Below are 18480 nucleotides of genomic sequence, written 5' to 3' on the forward strand. Positions count from 1 at the left end.
TCACACAGCTCGCTTTTTCAGTTTCCTACGCTCACGTTCGGAGAGCCCGCCCCAAATACCGAACCGCTCGTCATGCGCGAGGGCGTACTCGAGGCACTCGTCCTTGACCTCGCAACCGAGGCAGATCCGCTTGGCTTCACGGGTGGAGCCGCCCTTCTCGGGGAAGAACGCCTCCGGGTCCGTCTGCGCGCAGAGGGCCCGTTCCTGCCAGTCCTGCTCTTCCGCGGAGGCATCGTCGAAAAGCTCGGTGAGATCGCCCAGTTGCTGCTCCGGGACCTCACCCCAACCCACGACTTGCCCCCATTCCCTTCCATCTGCTTCCAACCGCACGTCCGCCTCCTCGCTGTCCACGCACTCCCCAGGCTGGCGGTGTTGAAACACCATCCGCCGCCCCCTTCCAGCGACGAATGACATCACTGTGATTACACCCGTGTAGTGCGGTCAGGTCAAGCGGAGTAGCGAGTTCGGGGGATACTCACGCCTCATCGCGCAAGGGGACACGCCGACAACTTCACATCGGGCATACGGAAGACTGGAGGGGTGCAGAGATCAGCAGTGCGGCCAAGCCCGATCTTCCTCGGCATCCTCGCGGTCACCGTCCTGGGCGGTGTGCTGGCGGCTTTCGGTGACACGACGACGATTTCCAGCCAGAAGTACGACCCGCTCATCATCACCGGCGTCGTACTGCTCGTCGCGGGCGGCTGGGTCGCGTCACTGACGCTGCACGAGTTCGGTCACGCGATCGTGGCGTTCCGCGGCGGCGACCACAGCGTCGCCCACAAGGGTTACCTGTCCATGGACGTCCGGAAATACACGGATCCGGCACTGTCCATCATCCTGCCGTTGGTATTCCTCTTCATCGGCGGCATCCCGCTGCCGGGTGGCGCGGTGTGGATCGAACACGGGCGCCTGCGGTCGCGCGGGGTCCAGTCGTGGGTGTCGCTCGCCGGCCCGCTGAGCAACCTCGGCGTCGGTGTCCTGCTGACCCTCGTCGTCGCGCTCGTGCCGATGTCGTCCGGTCTCGTGATCGGGCTTTCGTTCCTGGCACTGCTTCAGATCGTCACGTTCATCCTGAACATCCTGCCGATCCCCGGTCTCGACGGCTGGGGCGCGATCGAGCCGTATCTCTCGCCCGGCGCGCGGGAATTCGGCGCGAAGGCCCGGCCGTGGGCACCGATCGCGTTGTTCGCCGTGCTGTTCCTCGTGGACGGTGCGAGCAGGCTCCTGTGGCAGGGGTCCTTCGCGATCTTCGACGCCGTCGGCGGGTTCAAGCTCGCGGCCATGTACGGCCAGGACGCGTTCATGTTCTGGAAGTGAGCTCGCCGTCCGGGTGTGCGGTGAACCATTCGTGCGCCCGCTTCCAGACGCGTTTGAGGCCGGACCGCTCGCCGAGGTAGTCGCCCGCCATGCCGACCACCGGCAGCTTCCCGAGCGCACGGTGGAAAAGGCGGCCGCGGGGCCGCTTCTCGAGTTCGTCGACGATGGCCAGCAGTCCCCGGCCGAGCCGCCAGAGCGTGCCCGCCGCGGCCTTCAAGGTGATCTTGCCGTGCTTCTTCTTGGCGTCGTCGAGTTCTTCGGTGAGCTTCGCCGCTTCGTCGTCTTCGGCGGCCTTGTCGTGTTCGGCGTGCTTGCCCGCCGCGATCACCGGATCGATGTCGCGTTCGAACAGGACCCACGCGATCAGCCGGACGCGGGCGCCGACGTCGGTCACGCCGTACTCCCCCGCGATCGCGCACAGCAGCACCCCCTGTGCCGCCGAGCCGAGCGCGTCCTGCACGGGCAGCCGGTCGGCGAGCGCGCCACCGAGACCGGGGATCGCGGTGATCAGCGCGGTGAACCGGCCGACGCGGTTCACCCACCAGTCGGTCCGCTGGTAGTTCGACATCTCGGCCCACGCCGCGGTGCCGGGCACCTTGACCGAGGTGATCCCGTTGAGCAGCTTGTCCTTCAGCCCGGGTTCGACGCCGTCCAGATCCTCGTGGCGACGGCCTCTGGCCTGCAGCCCGAACGGATCCGCGTCCCGCAGCGCGTCGACCATCGGCCCGCAGGCGCGGACGAACGGCCGCAGCACCGCCACGACCTGGCGGTCCGAAATCGCTTCACCCACCGCTGACTCCCTTCGCGACCTTCGGCGCGGCGCCCAGGCCTCCGCCCAGCGCCAGCGCTCCCGGCAGCGCCCCGCCGCCGATCAGCAGCAGTGCCCGCCAGTCCTGTATCAGCACCAGATCACCGCCGGGGCCCGCCATGCCCATCCCGAGTACGACGAGTACCCAGACGAGCAGCGGAATCACCGAAAAGGTGGGCCGGACCACTTTGGCGGTCGTCCGCACCAGCAGCGGGGTCGTGATCACCGCGAGCACCGCGGTCACCGGGACGGGCGCGTCCCCGAGCTTCGGCAGCACGATCCCGTCGAGGCGGAGCGGCAGGAAGAACAGTTCGAGCAGGCCGAGCAGGAACGCGTCGAACGTCAGCAGGGCGAGCAGCAGCCGCTGCCGTGACGTGAGCGGCGCGCTCACTTCGCGAGCCCTCCGAACAGATCGGCCGCGGCGCCTTCGGCGGGCCCGTGGGCGAGCACGAAGTACTCGTCCGGGGTGATCGGCTGCGCGACGTCGTTGCTCAGTGCGAAATGGTCGGCGAGATGCGGCGGGGCGGGCACGCTGACCTGGGTCTCGTGCGCCCGCAGCGCGGCCGCCTTCGCCGGGATGTACGCGGCGACGTCCAGGACGGTCGTGATGGTCTCGTCCGGGGTCACCGGCAGTTCGCCGTCTTCGGGGACCCGGAACGACGACCGCCCGCGCAGCGCGGCGAGCCCTGCCGTCACGGCGTCACGGGAAGAAACGGTGTGGAACACCCGCTCGACCGACGCGGCCTTCGGCGCCGCGGCCATCGTGACCTCGTGCGCGCGGATGTGGTCGGGATGCCCGTAACCCCCGAAGGCGTCATAGGTGACGACGACCTGGGGCCGGACCTCGTCGAGGATCTCGGCGAGCTGAGCGGCCTGCTCGCCGAGGTCGCCGCCGGAGAACGCGCGCGGATGGGCCGCGGACGGCGTCCCGGCCATCCCGGAGTCACGCCAGCGGCCGATGCCGCCGAGATACCGGTGCCGGGTGACGCCCAGCGCCGCGCAGGCCGACGCCAGCTCGCCCGCGCGGTAGCCGCCGAGCTGATCGGAAGCCCACGAACCGAGCCCGTCGAGGGAGGGCGGGATGATCTCGCCTTCCTCACCGAGAGTGCACGTGACGACGGTCACTTCGGCGCCCTCGGCGGCGTAACGCGCGATGGTGCCACCGGTGGTGATGCTTTCGTCGTCCGGATGGGCGTGCACCAGGAGCAATTTGGGCCGGTCGGAGATCACGGCTTGAAGACTAATTCGAACACGGCGCGCTTTCCTTTATAGGGTGTCGGGAACGGAAGCCGGCGAGCACCGACCTTAGTCGGGCGACTCTCGGTTATCCTCGCGCGAGTCACGGGCACTGCGTCGTGACCATATGTACCCCCACGAAGGGCATCTTGGTGAGCACTGAAGCAGCATCGTCGGACCTCGGCGGCGTGTCGGGTTCGGTTCTGTCCATCTCCGACCTGAGCGTCTCGTTCCCGACCGACGACGGCGTGGTCGACGCCGTCAAGGGCATCGGTTTCGACGTCAAGCCGGGTGAGATCGTCGCCGTCGTCGGCGAGTCCGGTTCCGGCAAGTCGGTGACCTCGATGTCGGTGCTCGGGCTGCTCCCGAAGACGAGCCGGATCGCCGGCGAGCTCCGCCTCGGCGAGCGCAACCTCGCCGACCTCAAGGAGAAGGAACTCCAGAAGATCCGCGGCAACCAGGTCGCGATGATCTTCCAGGAGCCGATGACCGCGCTGAACCCGGTCTACACCGTCGGCTGGCAGCTGCGCGAAGCCCTCCGCTCGCACCAGGACATCTCGAAGGAAGCCGCCGACAAGCGCGCCATCGAGCTGCTGGAGATGGTCGGCATCCCGAACCCGCCGCTGCGCTTCAAGCAGTACCCGCACCAGCTCTCTGGCGGTCTGCGCCAGCGCGTCGTCATCGCGATGGCGATCTCGTGCGACCCGAAGGTCATCATCGCCGACGAGCCGACCACCGCGCTCGACGTCACCGTGCAGGCGGAGATCCTCGGCCTGCTGCGCAAGCTGCGCGACACCCTGAACACCGCGATCGTGCTGATCACGCATGACATGGGCGTCGTCGCCGACCTCGCCGACCGCGTGGTCGTGATGTACCAGGGCAACATCGTCGAGCAGGCGCCGGTGCGCGAGCTGTTCGCGTCGCCGTCGGAGGAGTACACCCGCAAGCTGCTCGCCGCGGTGCCCGTGCTCGGCCAGCGCCCCGAGGGCCGCCGCCTGCTCGACGACGAAGGCATCTCCGCGGACAGCGACGAGGCCACGAAGATCGCCGAGGAGATCCGGCTGGAGGACTCCGAGCTCGCCGCGGTGATCGAGGAGAACGCGCCCGCGCTCGAGATCAAGAACCTCGTGCTGGAGTACCCCGGCCGCCGCGGCCAGGCGAAGAACCGCGCGGTGGACGACGTCTCGCTGAGCATCGCCAAGGGCGAGATCGTCGGCCTGGTCGGCGAATCCGGCTCCGGCAAGTCGACCGTCGGCCGCTGCGCGATCCGCCTGCTGACCCCGACCGCGGGCAGCGTGTCGATCGCGGGCAAGGACATCACGAACATGTCGAACAAGGAGCTGCGCCCGCTGCGCCGCTACTTCTCGATCGTGTTCCAGGACCCGGCGTCCACACTGGACCCGAAGATGACCATCGGCGAATCGATCGCCGAGCCGATGGTGCTGCACAAGTTCCTGCAGGGCAAGGCCCTGAACGAGCGTGTGGCGTCCCTTTTGGACAAGGTCGAGCTCGGCGGCCACTACCGCAACCGGTACCCGCACGAGCTGTCCGGCGGCCAGCGCCAGCGCGTCGCCATCGCGCGGGCGCTCGCGCTCGACCCGGCGCTGCTGATCGCGGACGAGCCGACCTCGGCGCTCGACGTGTCGGTGCAGGCCCGCGTGCTGGACCTGTTCCTGGACCTGCAGCGCTCGCTGCAGTTCGCCTGCCTGTTCATCAGCCACGACCTGGCGGTCGTCGACCTGCTGGCCGACCGCGTCGCGGTGATGCAGCACGGCAAGCTGGTCGAGGTCGGCACGCGTGACCAGGTGCTGCACTCGCCGCGCGAGGAGTACACCCGTCGTCTGCTGTCGGCCGCCCCGGTCGCGGACCCGGTGCTGCAGGCCGAGCGGCGTGCGGCCTGGGAGGCGGGCAAGCTGGCCCCGGTGGCCGACTGACGCTTACGCGAAGGCCCCCTTCGCCGCGCTGGACGCGGTGAAGGGGGCCTTCGCTGTACGGTGGGTCCTCTTGAAGCGCGTGAAGGCCCCCTTCCCGCGGCTGAGCCGAGGGAAGGGGGCCTTCACGCGCTAAAGGGGTCTTACGCCTTCATCTTGCGCTGCCGCGGGTCGAAAGCGTCCCGCAGGCCGTCACCGATGAAGTTGATCGTCAGCGAGATCAGCACCAGCACGATGAACGGGCCGAAGAACAGCGCCGGCCGCGCCTGCAGCTGTGCGTAGTTCTCGAGGATGACGCGGCCGAGCGAAGTGTCCGGCAGCTGCACCCCGAGCCCGATGAAGGACAGGGCCGCCTCGATCAGCACGGCCTGCGCGATCGCGAGGGTCGCGTTGACCGTGATGAGGCCGACCATGTTCGGCACCAGGTGCTTGAACACGATGTGGAACGTCCCGGCACCGGACGCGCGGGCGGCGTCCACGAACTCGCGCTGGGACAGCGACATCGACTCCGCCCTGGCGATACGGGCGATCGGCATCCAGCCGAAGGCCGCCAGCACCATCGCGACGATGTACCAGCTACCACCGCCGAACACCTTCGCCAGGATGGCGGCCGCGGCGATCTGCGGGACGATCAGGAACAGGTCCGTCACGCGGGAGATCGCCGAGTCGGTGAAGCCGCGCAGATACCCCGCCATGGCACCGAAAACGGTACCGATGGTGGTGGCGACGAGCGACACGATGAGCGCGATCAGCAGCGAGTACTGGGTGCCGCGCAGGATCTGCGACACCATTTCCTTGCCGACCTGCGTCGTCCCGAGCGGATATTCCGCACTGGGCTTGGCGAAGGACGGGAAGGAGCTGTCCTCGTAGCTGTGCGGCCAGAAGATCGGCATGATGATGACCGTCAGCACGAGCAGCAGCAGGACGCCGGTGCAGATCATGGCCAGCTTGTGCCGCAGGAACTTGCGCAGGACCAGCTTGCCCTGACTCTGGGGCTCGGGCAGCGCCTCTTCCGGGAGCGTGCCGTCGGCGGACTTGGAGCCTTCCGCCGCGATAAGGGAGTTCAAGTCAGCCAACGCGAATCCTCGGGTCCAGGATGCCGTACATCAGGTCGGCGATCAGGTTGGCGATGATGATGCTGCTGGCGATGAGTACCAGCCACCCCATCATCACCTGCGTATCGCTCTTGGTCACGGCTTCGACGAGCAGCTTGCCCATGCCATTCCAGTTGAACACCGTCTCGGTGATGATCGCGCCCGAGAGCACGGCACCGAAGTTGACGGAGAACAGCGTGGTCACCGGGATGAGCGCGTTCCGGAAGGCGTGGCGGAAGATGACCCGGCCGTTGGCGAGTCCCTTCGCACGCGCGGTCCGCACGTAGTCCGCGTTCAGCGTCTCCAGCATCGAAGCGCGCTGGAACCGGCTGTAGGCGGCGAAGCTGATGGCCATGATGGACAGTGTCGGCAGCAGATAGGCGCCGACGTAACTGGCCAGGAATCCGCCTGGACCGTCGAAATTCAGCGATTCCGGACTCGTGGTGCGGATCCAGGGATTGCCGAGCACGTCGGACAGTCCCAGGTCGCGCACCCAGCCGTTGAACTCGATCGCGTACCGCTTGAGCACGATGGCGACACAGAAGATCGGCATCGAGAACAGCAGGAAGGCCAGCGTGGTGGCGATGTAGTCGATGATCGAGTACTGCTTGACCGCCGCGACCACACCGACGAGGACGCCGAGGATGAGCGCGAGGATCTCGGCTCCGACCACGAGCTTCAAGGTGACCTCGAACGCGGCCATGACCTTCGGGAACACCGGGGCCTGCGCGTTGCCCTGTGCGATGGACACGCCCCAGTCGCCGGTGACGAAGTTGCCGAGCCATGTGAAGTACCGGGGCACGATGCTCTGGTCCAGCCCGAGCTGAGAGGCCATCTGCGCGATGGCTTCCTTGCTCATCGCCGGGTTGCTCTTCATCTCGGCGAGCGGGTCACCGGTGCCGGCGACCATGACGAAACACAGGAAAGTCCCGACCAACAGGACGGGAATCGATATCGCCAGACGGCGAAGAATGTAGATCACCAGGTTCAACGAACTGCTCCTCATCCGGGCCTGGTCGCCGAAGTGCTGGACCGCTGCCCGGTTGTCCACCGTAGTGGCGGTAACCCTACGGTCAACAGCTACTTCCGGCGGGTACGGGGGCCCGGCTTGTGGCCGGGCCCCCGTACCACCAGGATCGCGTAAGCGAGTGGTGAAAAAGCGGGGCGGAAGGCCCTACTTCTTCTGCTCCCACTCACCGACGTTCCACAGGACACCGTTGTACGACTGCATGTAAGTGCGGTCGATGCCCTTGAACGCCCACATGGACGGGGTCTGGAACAGCGGCAGCGTCGCGTACTCGTCCGCGATCGCCTGGTCGGCCTTCTGGTAGTTCTCCAGCTGCACGGCCTCGTCGGTGGCCTTCACGGCCGCCTCGAAGGACGAGTCGATCGTCGGGTTCGACAGGCCCTGGTAGTTCTGGCTGCTGTCGTCGACACGGGTGATGTAGATCGACTTCTGCTCGGCCTTGAACGGAGCGGCGGACCAGCCGAAGAGCGCGGCGTCGTAGTCGCTGGCCGCGAGACGGCCACCCTTCAGGAAGTTGGCGTCCTGGTCGTCCGTGATCTCGATACCGGCGGCCTTGGCCTGCGAGATGATGATCTCGACGGTCTGCTGACGGCGGGTGTTCTGGTTGTGCGAGATCTTGAACGACGCGCGCTGGCCGCCCTTGGCGAAGATACCGTCGCCACCCTTGACCCAGCCGGCGTCGGTCAGCGTCTTGGCCGCGGCCTCGGCGCCCAGACCGGCCTTGCTGCTGTACAGGTCCTTGAAGCCCTGCTCACCCGGCATGAACACGATGCTGTTCAGCGGGGTCGCGTCGGCCTGGACCTCCTTGAGGAGCTTGTCGGTGATCTCCTGGCGGTTGACGACCTCGAAGAACGCCTTGCGGAGGGCCTTGTCCTTGAACATACGACCGTAGTTGAGGTCGATGTGCTCGAAGGTCAGCTGCGAGGCCGAACCGTAGGTGATGCCCTGGGCGGAAAGGCCCTTCATGGTGTTGGCCGCGGTGGCGTCGGGCTGGGTCGAAGCGGCGACGTCGATCTCACCGTTCTGCAGCGCGGTCGCCATGGCCTTGGTGTCCTCCATCGCCTTCACGACGATCTTGGAGGGGCCACCCTTGCCACCGATCCAGTTCGGGTTCTTCTCGAGCGTGACGGCCTTCTGGTTGGCGTCGAACGCGGTGATCTTGTACGGGCCCGAAGCCGGCATGACGTCGGCCTTGAAACCCTTGAAGCCGTTGGTCCAGAAGTCACCGGCCTTGGTGAGCTGGGCGGCGTCGCTGGTCGGGGTCAGCTTGGTGATGTCGGCGACGCCCGAGTTCTTCTCGACGATGTGCGCGGGCATGATCGCGGTCGAGTTGAACAGACCCTTGTAGTCCAGGTACGGCTCGGTGTACTTGGTCTCGAAGGTCAGGTCGTCCTTGCAGGTCGCCTCGTTGATCAGCTGGTAGCCGGTCGTCGAAGCGGCGAGGAAGGCCTGCTTGCCGTCGGCGGTCTTCGCCTTGCCGGAGTGCGCCAGCCACGACAGGTACATGTCGTCGCAGTCGAACGCTTCGTTGTCCGACCACTTGACGTTCGGCTTGATCTTGTAGACGACGGTCTGCGGCGACTTGGAGGTGACCTCCCAGGAGTCGAACACGTCGTTGTTCAGCAGCACCTTGTTGTTGCCGTCGAGCACATCGGCGCCGGCGAGCACGGCGGTCAGGATGTAGGTGTTGTACGACGTGTTGGTGTCAGGCGTGTCGTTGTTGTAGCCCGAGTACCCGTCGTCGATGCCCACCGTGACGGTGCCTTCGTACCCCGGGGTGTCCGCGAGCTTGAAGTTTTCGCCGTTCTGCGCCTTGCCGACCGCCATGCTCTTGATGTCGGTCGACGACCCGTTCTGGTCGGTACTGCCGCTGTCGCCACCGCTGCATGCGCTCAGCACAAGCGCGGAGGCCGCGACCAGCGACCAGGCGGAGACTGCCTTGGACTTCCTCATGAAGTGTGCCCTCCTAGCACTGGGCTCCTGAGATCGGAACAGGACCCCACACCGCTCCGGTGAGATGGCCCGGAGCCTATGACACGCCAAGCGACACTCATTTGGCGCACTGCGGGTGCACGCTAGAAAGGAAATGCACGAACAGTCACCAGTTCCGGGGCGATCGTGACCAAAGGGTAACTTGCGGCTGACTTCAAGAAATACGCCGGTTACCTTGAGGAATCAGTCCGCCACTCGAACGTGCCGGGAAAGGTCACCCTCCAGGGTCGGACTCGGACTCGAAACGGCTACTTCGGACCCCTCGTCCAGTTCACCGCCGACCCGAAAGGGCCCACCATAGGAGGACCAGCGGTTACTCCGGAAATACCAGAGCCGATGGCGAGGGTATCGGCCAGCTGGAACAACGGAATGGCAACATTCCGGCGCCACAATTCCGGTTCGAGGGCCGAAAGCGCGTCCGCGACCGGGGTGGCGCCGGTCAGCGCGGCGTCGATCGACGGCTGCAGGGCCGGATCGCAGAAGCCCAGCGGGTTGCCGGGGACGACGGCCTTGGTCTTCTCGGTGAGCTGATCGGGTCGGCAGCCGAACGTGGACGCCAGCGCCGAAGCGACGTCCGCGCCCCCGGTGACCTGGCCGACCACCGCGATGTCGATGCCGACGTTGCCCGCGCCCTCCGGCGTCGTCTGCTGCACGCCGTTGAGCACCGGCATGGCCAGCAGGGTCGAGAACAGTTCCCTCGGCTGCGGCGCGATCGCGTTGACCTCGATCCCCGCGGCCACCAGTTGCGCCGTCAGTTCCTTGGCGATCGTCGCGTACGGCTCCTGCTTGGCGGGCGACGCGACGACCAGCGAAAGGTTCTTCCCGTTCTTCCGCCAGGTTCCGGCTTCCTTGGTGTATCCGGCGGATTTGAGCAGTTCCTCGCCCTTGACCGGGTCGGCCGCCGACGGCGGGCCCGGTGCCGGGATCGTCGGCTGGAAACCGGGGGCCGACGGGACGCGGACCTGGGCGTCGGCGCGGAGCTTGTCCGACGGGCCGCCGTCGGTCGCCTCGGTGATCAGCTTGCCGCGGTCGATCAGCGCGGTGACGCCTTCGCGCACCTTCGGATCCGACAGCGTCGAACTGACCGGCCGCAGGAGGATCTGCGCGACCGTGGGACGCGCGACCGTGTGCAACTGGACGGCGGAGCCGAGCTCACCGAGCCGTTTGAGGCCGTTGCCGTCGGTCCTGGTCATCACGAACTGGTCGTTGCCGCTGCGCAGCGCGGCCAGTGTGCCCTCCCGGTCGGCCGCACGGAGCACGATCCGGTCGAGGGCGGAGGGTTTCTCCCAATAGCGTTCGTTGCGCTCCAGGGTGACCTCTCCGCGCGCGGTGTCGAGGCCCTTGATCGAGTAGGGGCCGCCGACGGCCGGGAACGCCGTCGCCAGCGCGCCCTGCCACCCGTTCGGGGCGTCCTTGAGCAGATGGGCGGGCAGGAGGTTGTCGAAGAGCGTCTGCCAGCCCGGGTACGGCTTGGAGAAGGTGACCTCGACCCGTTTGCCGCCTTCGCGCGACTGGATGTCCGAGATCAGCCGGTAGCCGGCGGCGCCGATGACCCCGGGCTGATCGCGCATCGCCTCGCGGAGGTACGCGAAGTCCTCGGCGGCGATCGGCGCGCTGTCGGACCAGGAGGCGTCCGGGCGGATCGTGTACGCGACCGTGAACGGCTGCTGGGAGACGACCTCGGCGGACTTCATCAGGTTCTTGTCCAGTTCGAAGCTGCCGTCGTCCTTGGGGCGGAACACCGACGGGAGCAGCAGCTGCGAGAGCGCCGACGTCACCTGGGACGCGTCGGCGAGGTTGTGGGGGTTGTAGCCGCCGAGGACGTCGTCGACACCCACGACGACCTGCGAAGGCGTCTTCGTGGTCGAAGTGCTCACCGGGGAGGCTGAGGAGCTGACCACGGGCGGGGGCGGGGTGTTGCTGCAGGCGGCGAGGAGCACCGCCGCGCACGCCAGCATGGGTGCCGCTGTGGTCCGTGACCGCACGCCTGGATCCTCCTGGTTTGTCCCTCGCCCCGTCGCCATAGAGCTATCACGCCGGACATGGCCTCGGCAGCGAGATTCCCATATCGGCCCGGTCGTCGCCCGACCGGATGCCGTCCTCCCCCGGTGGACGTCCGGGAGCCCCTCGGGGTTCCTGCCGCGCCGGGGCTTTTCGGCGGCACCGGAGCGCGATACTCCGGCAATCGGTTCCGCAAACCCGGAACATTCCGGAACGGCGGCCGGAATGTTCGCCACCGCACGATTCACGGCCGAAACGATCGCGATCGCGAGTCCTATCCGGACGCGTTTAGGAACTTTTGTTTCGCGGCGGTCCGGATCCGCATTCGGCGAACCGGCGCCAGCGGCCGCTCCGCCGTCGATCCGCCGGGTCCGTTCCGGTGTTGTGAACACCGTCCGAAAAGGAGGATCGGCTTTCCCTGGAATTGTAGGGAAAGGACCTTTCTTTAACGAAGAACGCTCGATCGAATACGGTGCGTGACCGCATTCGGCGCCTGGAACGGCGAAGGGCGCCTACTCACGGTGAGTGAGCAGGCGCCCTTCGGCGTTGGGACGGCACGCGTGATCAGACGGACGGCGGCCGATGGGTCCGGGTGGTCGTGAGTGGCGTTTCGGGTTAGAACCCGAAACGCCACTCACGACCCACCTCGGCCCTGGCGGACTCAGCCGCGGTTCTTCAGCTTGTTGCGCTCCTTGGCGCGCTGGTTGACGTCCAGCGTGACCTTGCGGATCCGGACGACGTCGGGGGCGACCTCGACGCACTCGTCGACGGAGCAGAACTCCAGCGCCTCTTCCAGCCCCATCTTGCGCGGGCGGGCCAGCGTCTCCATCACGTCGGCGGAGGACTGACGCATGTTCGTCAGCTTCTTCTCCTTGGTGATGTTGATGTCGAGGTCCTCGGCACGCGGGTTCTCCCCGACGACCATGCCCTCGTACACCTCGGCGCCGGGCTCGACGAAGAAGGTGCCGCGGTCGGCCAACTGGATCATCGCGTACGCGGTGATCGGGCCCGAACGGTCGGCGACCAGCGAACCGGAGTGACGGGTGCGGATCTCGCCCGCCCACGGGAAGTAGCCCTCGAACACGTGGTTCGCGATACCGGTACCGCGGGTCTCGGTGAGGAAGTCGGTGCGGAAGCCGATCAGGCCACGCGCCGGGAGGACGTAGTCGAGCTTGATGCGGCCGGTGCCGTGCCCGCCCATGTGCTCCATGCGGCCCTTGCGGGCGGCGAGGAGCTGGGTGATGCCGCCGAGGTGCTCCTCCGGGGCGTCGATCGACAGGCGCTCGAACGGTTCGTGCAGCTTGCCGTCGATCGTCTTGGTGACCACCTGCGGCTTGCCGACGGTCAGCTCGAAGCCCTCACGGCGCATCTGCTCGACGAGGATGGCCAGCGCCAGCTCACCACGGCCCTGCACCTCCCAGGTGTCGGGGCGCTCGGTCGGCAGCACCTTGATGCTGACGTTACCGATGAGCTCCTGGTCCAGCCGGGCCTTCACCAGCCGCGCGGTGACCTTGTCGCCGCCGCTGCGGCCGGCCAGCGGCGAGGTGTTGACGCCGATGGTCATCGAGATGGCGGGCTCGTCGACGGCGATCCGGGGCAGCGCCTCGGGATTCTCGACGTCGGCCAGCGTGTCGCCGATGGTGATGTCCGGGATACCGGCGATCGCGACCAGTTCGCCCGCGCTGGCCTCGGTCGCCGGGACGCGGGTGAGCGCCTCGGTGACGAGCAGTTCGGAGATCCGGACGTTCTGGATGCTGCCGTCCTCGCGCATCCAGGCCACGGTCTGGCCCTTGCGCAGGTTGCCGGAGTGGATGCGGATCAGCGCGATACGGCCGAGGAAGTTCGACGCGTCGAGGTTGGTGACCAGCGCGCGCAGCGGGCCTTCCTTGTCCGCGAAGGGCGGCGGCACGTGGCGCAGCAGGGTCTCGAACAGCGGGTCGAGGTTCTCGCTCTCGGGCACGGCGCCGTCGGCGGGCTGCTCGAGGCTCGCCTTGCCGGACCGGGCGGAGGCGAAGACGACCGGGAGGTCGAGGATCGCGTCGAGATCGGCGTCCTCGATGTCACCGGCCAGATCGAGCAGGAGGTCGTGGGTCTCCTCGACGACCTCGGAGATCCGCGCGTCGGGCCGGTCGGTCTTGTTGACGACCAGGATCACCGGCAGGCCGGCCTCGAGGGTCTTGCGGAGCACGAACCGGGTCTGCGGGAGCGGGCCCTCGCTGGCGTCGACCAGCAGGACGACACCGTCCACCATGGCCAGTCCGCGCTCGACCTCGCCGCCGAAGTCCGCGTGGCCGGGGGTGTCGATGACGTTGATCGTCACCGGGCCGTTCTCGGTCTCGCGGTGGATGGAGGTGTTCTTCGCGAGGATGGTGATGCCCTTTTCCCGCTCGAGCTCCCCGGAGTCCATCACGCGGTCGACGAGTTCGGCGCGTTCCTCGAAGGCGCCGGACTGCCGGAGCATGGCGTCGACGAGGGTCGTCTTGCCGTGGTCGACGTGTGCGACGATGGCGACGTTGCGCAGGTCGGGCCGGGTCTTGCCGGACGAGCGGCCGGCATCGACTGCGGTGGCGCTGGCTGCGGGCACGCGAAGGCTCCAAAGGTTTCAAGTTCGGGTGTGGTGCCCGCGCTCGCGCGTTCGAGACACGCCTGGCCGACTTTGGCCATACGCGGACCACACCAGGATACCTGTAGCCCGACTGTGAGCAGCCCCACGCCCCCAGATCGGTTAGGCTCACCTAACGTGTAGAGGTCGCCGACACCGGTCGGAGAAGGAGCGCGCGTGGGCAAGAAACTACCCGACGACCCGCACAAGCTCGTGCGCAAATGGATGAAGTCCGGCAAGGTCAAGAAGAAATGCTGCCGGTCGAAGTCGCGGTGCGGCAAATGCCCCGTTCTCGCACTGAAAAAGGCGAAAACGAAGATCGCGAAGGCCGCTTAGCAGATCGTCAGTGCACCACCGCCTCGTTGATGGCCCGCAGTTCCGGCGCGGTGCGGGTGGGCGAGAACTCGATCACCTCGTAGGTGGCCATGTGCTTGATCGAGAAGGGGTCGGTCGCGAGGATCGCGTCCAGCTTTCCCCTGACCATGGGCTTGGTGATGATGACGCCGCCGATGCGCGGGTTGCGCCTGCCGGAGGCGAGGAAATTGCCGTGTTCGTACTGTTTGGTCAGCCAGTCGGCGTGATCGGGCAGCACGTAGTCGATTTCTTCGATGGGCGCGGTGTAGGTCAGCAGGACGACAAACATGAGTTGAAGGTAGACCCGGATCTCCAATATGACGGACGTACTGGCCGGGCTGATATGAAGTGTTGACGCGCGGTGCCCGGAATGAGTGATCTGCCCTTCCTTTTCGGGCTGCGGTACGATCGTCGGCATGCGCGCGCAGAACGCCCAGTGGTGGCCGCCCTCCGGCGGCCCCGCAGTCCTGCGCTGAACCAGACGAGCGCACCACCAGGCCGCCCCACCGGGCGGCCTTTTTCGTGCCCGGACCCTGGGGCGGCCCGAATCCGGAAGGAAGAAGGCAGATGATCAGGTTGTCCGGGATCACCCCGTCCGGCCACGTCCACGTCGGGAACCACCTGGGGGCCATCCGGCGGTGGGCCGACGAGGGCGGGCCGGACGACCTGTACTTCGTCTCCGACCTGCACGCCATGACGAACGCGCACAATCCGTCGAAACTGCGCTCGATGGCGTCGGAGCAGCTGGCCGTGCTGATCGCGGCCGGGATCGAGCCGGACCGCGTGTTCGTGCAGTCCGACATAGCGCGTGAGCTGGGCGCCCTCAACTGGGTCCTCGAGTGCACCTGCAACTACGGCGAGGCCGCCAGGATGATCCAGTTCAAGGAGAAGTCGAAGGGCCGCGCCGGGGTCCGGCTCTCCCTGCTGACCTATCCGGTGCTGATGGCGGCCGACATCCTGCTGCAGGGCGCGGACGAGGTCCCGGTCGGCGAGGACCAGCGGCAGCACGTCGAGCTGGCGAGAACGCTGGCGAAGCGCTTCAACACCACCTACGGCGACGTGTTCACCATGCCGAAGGCGGTGCTGCCGCCCGCCGGCGCGCGGGTCATGGACCTCGCCGAGCCGACGCGGAAGATGTCGAAGTCGACGAAGGAAGAAGCCGGGGTGGTCTTCGTCCTCGACGAGCCCGACCAGGTCCGGCGGAAGGTCAAACGCGCGAAGACCGACGGCGGGTCGAAGCCCGCCTACGCGCCGGAGACGCGTCCGGGGATGGCGAACCTGCTGGACATCCTCGCGGCGTGCACCCGCGAGAAGCCCGAGGTCCTCGCGGACCGGTTCGACTCCTACGGCCAGGTGAAGGAGGCCGTCGCCGAGGCGCTCATCGAGGAGCTGCGGCCGGTGCGGGAGCGCGCGCTGGCGCTGCTGGCCGACCCCGGTGAGCTGGAGCGGGTGCGCAAGGCGGGTGCCATCCGGGCCGCGGAGCGGGGTGAGCACCGGCTGCAGTCGGCGCTGCGGCTCATCGGCGCCGGCTGAAGTTCCGTGAAGGCCTCCTTCCCTCCCCTCAAAGTAGGGAAGGAGGCCTTCACGGACTTGTGAGCAGGGCGTGCAGGGCGGGCAGGAGGATCCGGTCGGCGGGCAGCCAGTCGAGGTCGTCGAGTTCGCGCGTGGAGATCCACCGGACGTCCTTGTGCTCCACCGCTCGCGGCTCGTCCCCCGCGCTGACCAGCGAAGCGGCGTAGATCCGCAGCACCTTCCCTTTCGGCAGCGGCACGTCTTCGCCGACCCGGCCCGCGACCGTCACGGCGACGTCCAGTTCCTCCAGGCATTCCCGCGCCAGGGCTGCTTCGTCGCTTTCGCCGTCCTCGACGCGCCCGCCCGGCAGCTCCCATTGCCCGGCGTGGTCGGCGGGCCAAGCCCGCTGCTGTGCCAGCAACTGTCCGTCCCGCACGATGGCGGCGCCCACGATCACCACGCGGCACACCCTACTGACCGCGCGCCGCCTGCCAGACGATCTGGAAGCGCGCCCCGCCGTCGGGCGATTCGCCGACGCGCACCCGGCCACCGCGCCGCCGGACGGCCTCCGCGACCATCGCCAGCCCCAGCCCGGTGCCGCCGGAGGATCGCGCACGCGAGTCGGACACGCGGTAGAAGCGGTCGAAGACCCGGTCCCGGTGCTCGGGGGCGATGCCCGGCCCGTCGTCGTCGACCACCACCCGCACGGTGGACCGGGCCGCGAGCACCGACACCACGATCTCGCTCCGCGCGTACCGGCAGGCGTTGCGCAGCAGGTTGCTCAGCACCAGCTCGACCTCGGCGTGCGTGGCCAGTGCCCACGCCGTCCCGACCGTGCCGCTCACCCGGATCTCCGGTGCGTCGGCGGGCATCCGCGCGACCGCGGCCCGCACCTCGCTCACCAGCTCGACCGGTTCCGCGGGCGGGACCTCCCCCGCGTCCGACCTCGCCAGCGCGAGCAGCCCGTCGAGCAGCGCGGAAAGCCGTTCCGACTCCTCCAGGATGTCGGAAAGCGTCTCCTGCGAGAGGTCGGGATCGGGGTTGGCGACGGCGACCTCGGCCTGGACGCGGATCGAGGCGACCGGTGAGCGGAGCTCGTGCGCGGCGTCCCCGGTGAACCGGCGGAGCCGGTCTGCGCCCTCTTCCTGCCGCGCCAGCAACGCGTTGAACTCCTCGGCCAGCGCGCGGAGTTCGTCGTGCGAATCCGGGAGCGGCAGCCGCGCGCCCGGCGGGAGCGCCCGCACCGATCCGCGCATCCGCGCGACCGGCCGCAGGGCGAACCGCACCAGCAGCCACGTCGCGATCCCCGCGCCCACCGCGCCGACCGACGCGACCACGAACAGCCACAACCCGCCGGAGTGCACGGCCGTCGCGAAGCCGACCAGGCCCGCACCCGCGACGACGAGCCGTTGCTGACCGTCGGGCGCGGTGACGACGGTGCCCGCCCAGCGCCAGCTGTGCTCGCCACCGGTCGTGATCGATTCGCCCGCCTTCAGCGCGCGGATGTCCGTGGGGCCGAGGTTCGACGGGGGCAGACCGTCCACCGGGCCGCCCGCGGTGTCGAGGACGCGGACGGTGACCGCCGACCCCGACGGTGTCCGCCCGGCCGAGACGTCGGCCTTCGCGGTCTCCAGCTGAGCGCTCAGCTCGTCGTCGACCGAACCGATGAGCAGCGGCTGCAGATTGTCCCCGGCGACCGCCGCCAGCCCGAGCAGGAAGCCGAGCGTGACCGTGGCCGCGAGCAGGGTGATCCGGACCTGGAGCGAACGGCGGCGCCACCAAGACGGCGAGCCGATCACCCCTGTCCCGCCGGGGCGATCACTTCGTCGAGCTGCGGATCCGAGGCCAGGTATCCGTGCCCGCGCACGGTCCTGACCAGGGCGCCCGCGCCGACCGCGTCGAGTTTGCGGCGCACGTAGCCGACGTAGACCTCGACGACGTTGCGGGTCGCGGCCTGCTCGTCGCCCCAGACCGCGCGCAGCAGTTCGTCCTTGGTGACGACCGTTCCGGCCCGGCCGGCCAGCACCTCCAGCAGGGCGAACTCACGGGGGCTGAACGCGACGTCGACGCCGTCGTAGCGGACCTGCCGCAGGCTCCGGTCGACTTCGAGCGCGCCGATGCGCAGCGGCCCGCGGGTCCCGTCCGGCGACGCCCGCCGCAGCACCGCGCGTACCTGCGCGACCAGCACGACGAACGAGAACGGCTTCACGAGGTAGCCGTCGGCGCCCAGGTCGAGGCCGTCGGCCTGATCGACCTCGCCGTCCTTCGCCGAGATCATCAGCACCGGCGTGGTGACGCCGAGCGCGCGCAGCCGTTCGAGCACGCGGTAGCCGGAAAGCCCCGGAAGCATGATGTCGAGCAGGACTACGTCGAAGGAGCCCGTCTGCGCGAGCCGCAGGCCGCTGGGCCCGTCGGCCGCGGTGACCACGTCCATGTCCTCGGCGCGCAGCCCCCGCTGCAACGCCTTGCGCACGCCGGGTTCGTCGTCGACCACCAGTACTCGAGGTTTCACGCTCTTCATCATTCACGCTTTCACCAGCTCACGCGCGACCTCTCAGCGCCATCTCAGCCGGGGAGGCGGAGTCTGAGTGGTATCTCAGCGTTTC

Annotated in this window: 17 protein-coding genes; 4 read left to right on the forward strand and 13 right to left on the reverse strand. The window is 68.1% G+C overall.

Annotated elements, in window-relative coordinates; translation table 11 throughout:
- The gene (locus AB8M46_RS05110; RefSeq protein WP_007028952.1) at window positions 1-384 is read right to left on the reverse strand and encodes a WhiB family transcriptional regulator; all 384 of its coding nucleotides are present in this window, start codon (window positions 382-384) and stop codon (window positions 1-3) included.
- 171 nt (window positions 385-555) lie between these two features.
- Here AB8M46_RS05110 and AB8M46_RS05115 point away from each other — a divergent pair, with 171 nt between their 5' ends.
- On the forward strand, window positions 556-1317 hold the full coding sequence (locus AB8M46_RS05115) for a site-2 protease family protein (RefSeq protein ID WP_037340966.1): 762 nt from the start codon (window positions 556-558) through the stop codon (window positions 1315-1317).
- On the opposite strand, the gene AB8M46_RS05120 is transcribed toward AB8M46_RS05115, so the two are convergent.
- From AB8M46_RS05120 to mshB, 3 genes are read right to left on the reverse strand one after another with little or no spacing between them, the layout of a single operon-like run.
- The gene (locus AB8M46_RS05120) at window positions 1301-2107 is read right to left on the reverse strand and encodes a hypothetical protein (RefSeq protein ID WP_037340963.1); all 807 of its coding nucleotides are present in this window, start codon (window positions 2105-2107) and stop codon (window positions 1301-1303) included. The two genes, AB8M46_RS05115 and AB8M46_RS05120, sit on opposite strands and share 17 nt — an antisense overlap.
- Window positions 2100-2516 (reverse strand): hypothetical protein, encoded by a 417-nt coding sequence (locus AB8M46_RS05125; RefSeq protein WP_037340960.1) that lies wholly within the window; start codon window positions 2514-2516, stop codon window positions 2100-2102. Before AB8M46_RS05125 ends, AB8M46_RS05120 begins: the two co-directional genes overlap by 8 nt.
- Window positions 2513-3355 (reverse strand): N-acetyl-1-D-myo-inositol-2-amino-2-deoxy-alpha-D-glucopyranoside deacetylase, encoded by an 843-nt coding sequence (gene mshB / locus AB8M46_RS05130; RefSeq protein WP_037340958.1) that lies wholly within the window; start codon window positions 3353-3355, stop codon window positions 2513-2515. The genes AB8M46_RS05125 and mshB overlap by 4 nt, the downstream gene beginning before the upstream one ends.
- A 158-nt stretch (window positions 3356-3513) precedes the next feature.
- Here mshB and AB8M46_RS05135 point away from each other — a divergent pair, with 158 nt between their 5' ends.
- Window positions 3514-5295 (forward strand): ABC transporter ATP-binding protein, encoded by a 1782-nt coding sequence (locus AB8M46_RS05135; RefSeq protein WP_052120758.1) that lies wholly within the window; start codon window positions 3514-3516, stop codon window positions 5293-5295.
- 140 nt (window positions 5296-5435) lie between these two features.
- On the opposite strand, the gene AB8M46_RS05140 is transcribed toward AB8M46_RS05135, so the two are convergent.
- The 5 genes from AB8M46_RS05140 to typA form a co-directional block, all read right to left on the reverse strand.
- A complete protein-coding gene (locus AB8M46_RS05140; RefSeq protein WP_125733609.1) occupies window positions 5436-6368 on the reverse strand; it encodes an ABC transporter permease in 933 nt (310 codons plus the stop codon).
- Window positions 6361-7377, reverse strand: a complete 1017-nt coding sequence (locus tag AB8M46_RS05145) for an ABC transporter permease (RefSeq protein ID WP_037342474.1) — start codon at window positions 7375-7377, stop codon at window positions 6361-6363. The genes AB8M46_RS05140 and AB8M46_RS05145 overlap by 8 nt, the downstream gene beginning before the upstream one ends.
- Before the next feature lie 183 nt (window positions 7378-7560).
- Window positions 7561-9366: an ABC transporter family substrate-binding protein gene (locus AB8M46_RS05150; RefSeq protein ID WP_037340957.1), complete on the reverse strand. Its 1806-nt coding sequence runs from the start codon at window positions 9364-9366 to the stop codon at window positions 7561-7563.
- A 287-nt stretch (window positions 9367-9653) separates the two neighbouring features.
- Entirely contained in the window at window positions 9654-11363 is a 1710-nt protein-coding gene (locus AB8M46_RS05155; protein ID WP_037340956.1) for an ABC transporter family substrate-binding protein, read from the reverse strand.
- 704 nt (window positions 11364-12067) lie between these two features.
- Window positions 12068-13990, reverse strand: a complete 1923-nt coding sequence (gene typA / locus AB8M46_RS05160) for a translational GTPase TypA (RefSeq protein WP_037340955.1) — start codon at window positions 13988-13990, stop codon at window positions 12068-12070.
- 195 nt (window positions 13991-14185) lie between these two features.
- Between typA and AB8M46_RS05165 the strand changes: the two genes are divergently transcribed.
- Window positions 14186-14344 (forward strand): hypothetical protein, encoded by a 159-nt coding sequence (locus AB8M46_RS05165; RefSeq protein WP_007028942.1) that lies wholly within the window; start codon window positions 14186-14188, stop codon window positions 14342-14344.
- A gap of 7 nt (window positions 14345-14351) precedes the next feature.
- Here AB8M46_RS05165 and AB8M46_RS05170 read toward each other — a convergent pair whose 3' ends face one another.
- Window positions 14352-14651, reverse strand: a complete 300-nt coding sequence (locus tag AB8M46_RS05170; RefSeq protein WP_394360845.1) for a YciI family protein — start codon at window positions 14649-14651, stop codon at window positions 14352-14354.
- 278 nt (window positions 14652-14929) lie between these two features.
- Here AB8M46_RS05170 and trpS point away from each other — a divergent pair, with 278 nt between their 5' ends.
- Window positions 14930-15895: a tryptophan--tRNA ligase gene (gene trpS, locus AB8M46_RS05175; RefSeq protein WP_037340950.1), complete on the forward strand. Its 966-nt coding sequence runs from the start codon at window positions 14930-14932 to the stop codon at window positions 15893-15895.
- A gap of 49 nt (window positions 15896-15944) precedes the next feature.
- Here trpS and AB8M46_RS05180 read toward each other — a convergent pair whose 3' ends face one another.
- Genes AB8M46_RS05180 through AB8M46_RS05190 form a run of 3 tightly spaced genes read right to left on the reverse strand, consistent with a single transcriptional unit; the run spans window position 15945 to window position 18398 of the window.
- Window positions 15945-16334 carry a (deoxy)nucleoside triphosphate pyrophosphohydrolase gene (locus AB8M46_RS05180; RefSeq protein WP_378428135.1) on the reverse strand — a complete coding sequence of 130 codons (390 nt, stop codon included), beginning with the start codon at window positions 16332-16334 and terminating at the stop codon, window positions 15945-15947.
- Window positions 16335-16344: 10 nt separating this feature from the next.
- Window positions 16345-17673 carry an ATP-binding protein gene (locus AB8M46_RS05185; RefSeq protein WP_037340945.1) on the reverse strand — a complete coding sequence of 443 codons (1329 nt, stop codon included), beginning with the start codon at window positions 17671-17673 and terminating at the stop codon, window positions 16345-16347.
- On the reverse strand, window positions 17670-18398 hold the full coding sequence (locus tag AB8M46_RS05190; protein WP_037340943.1) for a response regulator transcription factor: 729 nt from the start codon (window positions 18396-18398) through the stop codon (window positions 17670-17672). The genes AB8M46_RS05185 and AB8M46_RS05190 overlap by 4 nt, the downstream gene beginning before the upstream one ends.
- Window positions 18399-18480: the final 82 nt, after the last annotated feature.

Origin of the sequence: Amycolatopsis sp. SB7-3, assembly GCF_041021335.1 — a bacterium.
GTDB lineage: Bacteria > Actinomycetota > Actinomycetes > Mycobacteriales > Pseudonocardiaceae > Amycolatopsis > Amycolatopsis japonica.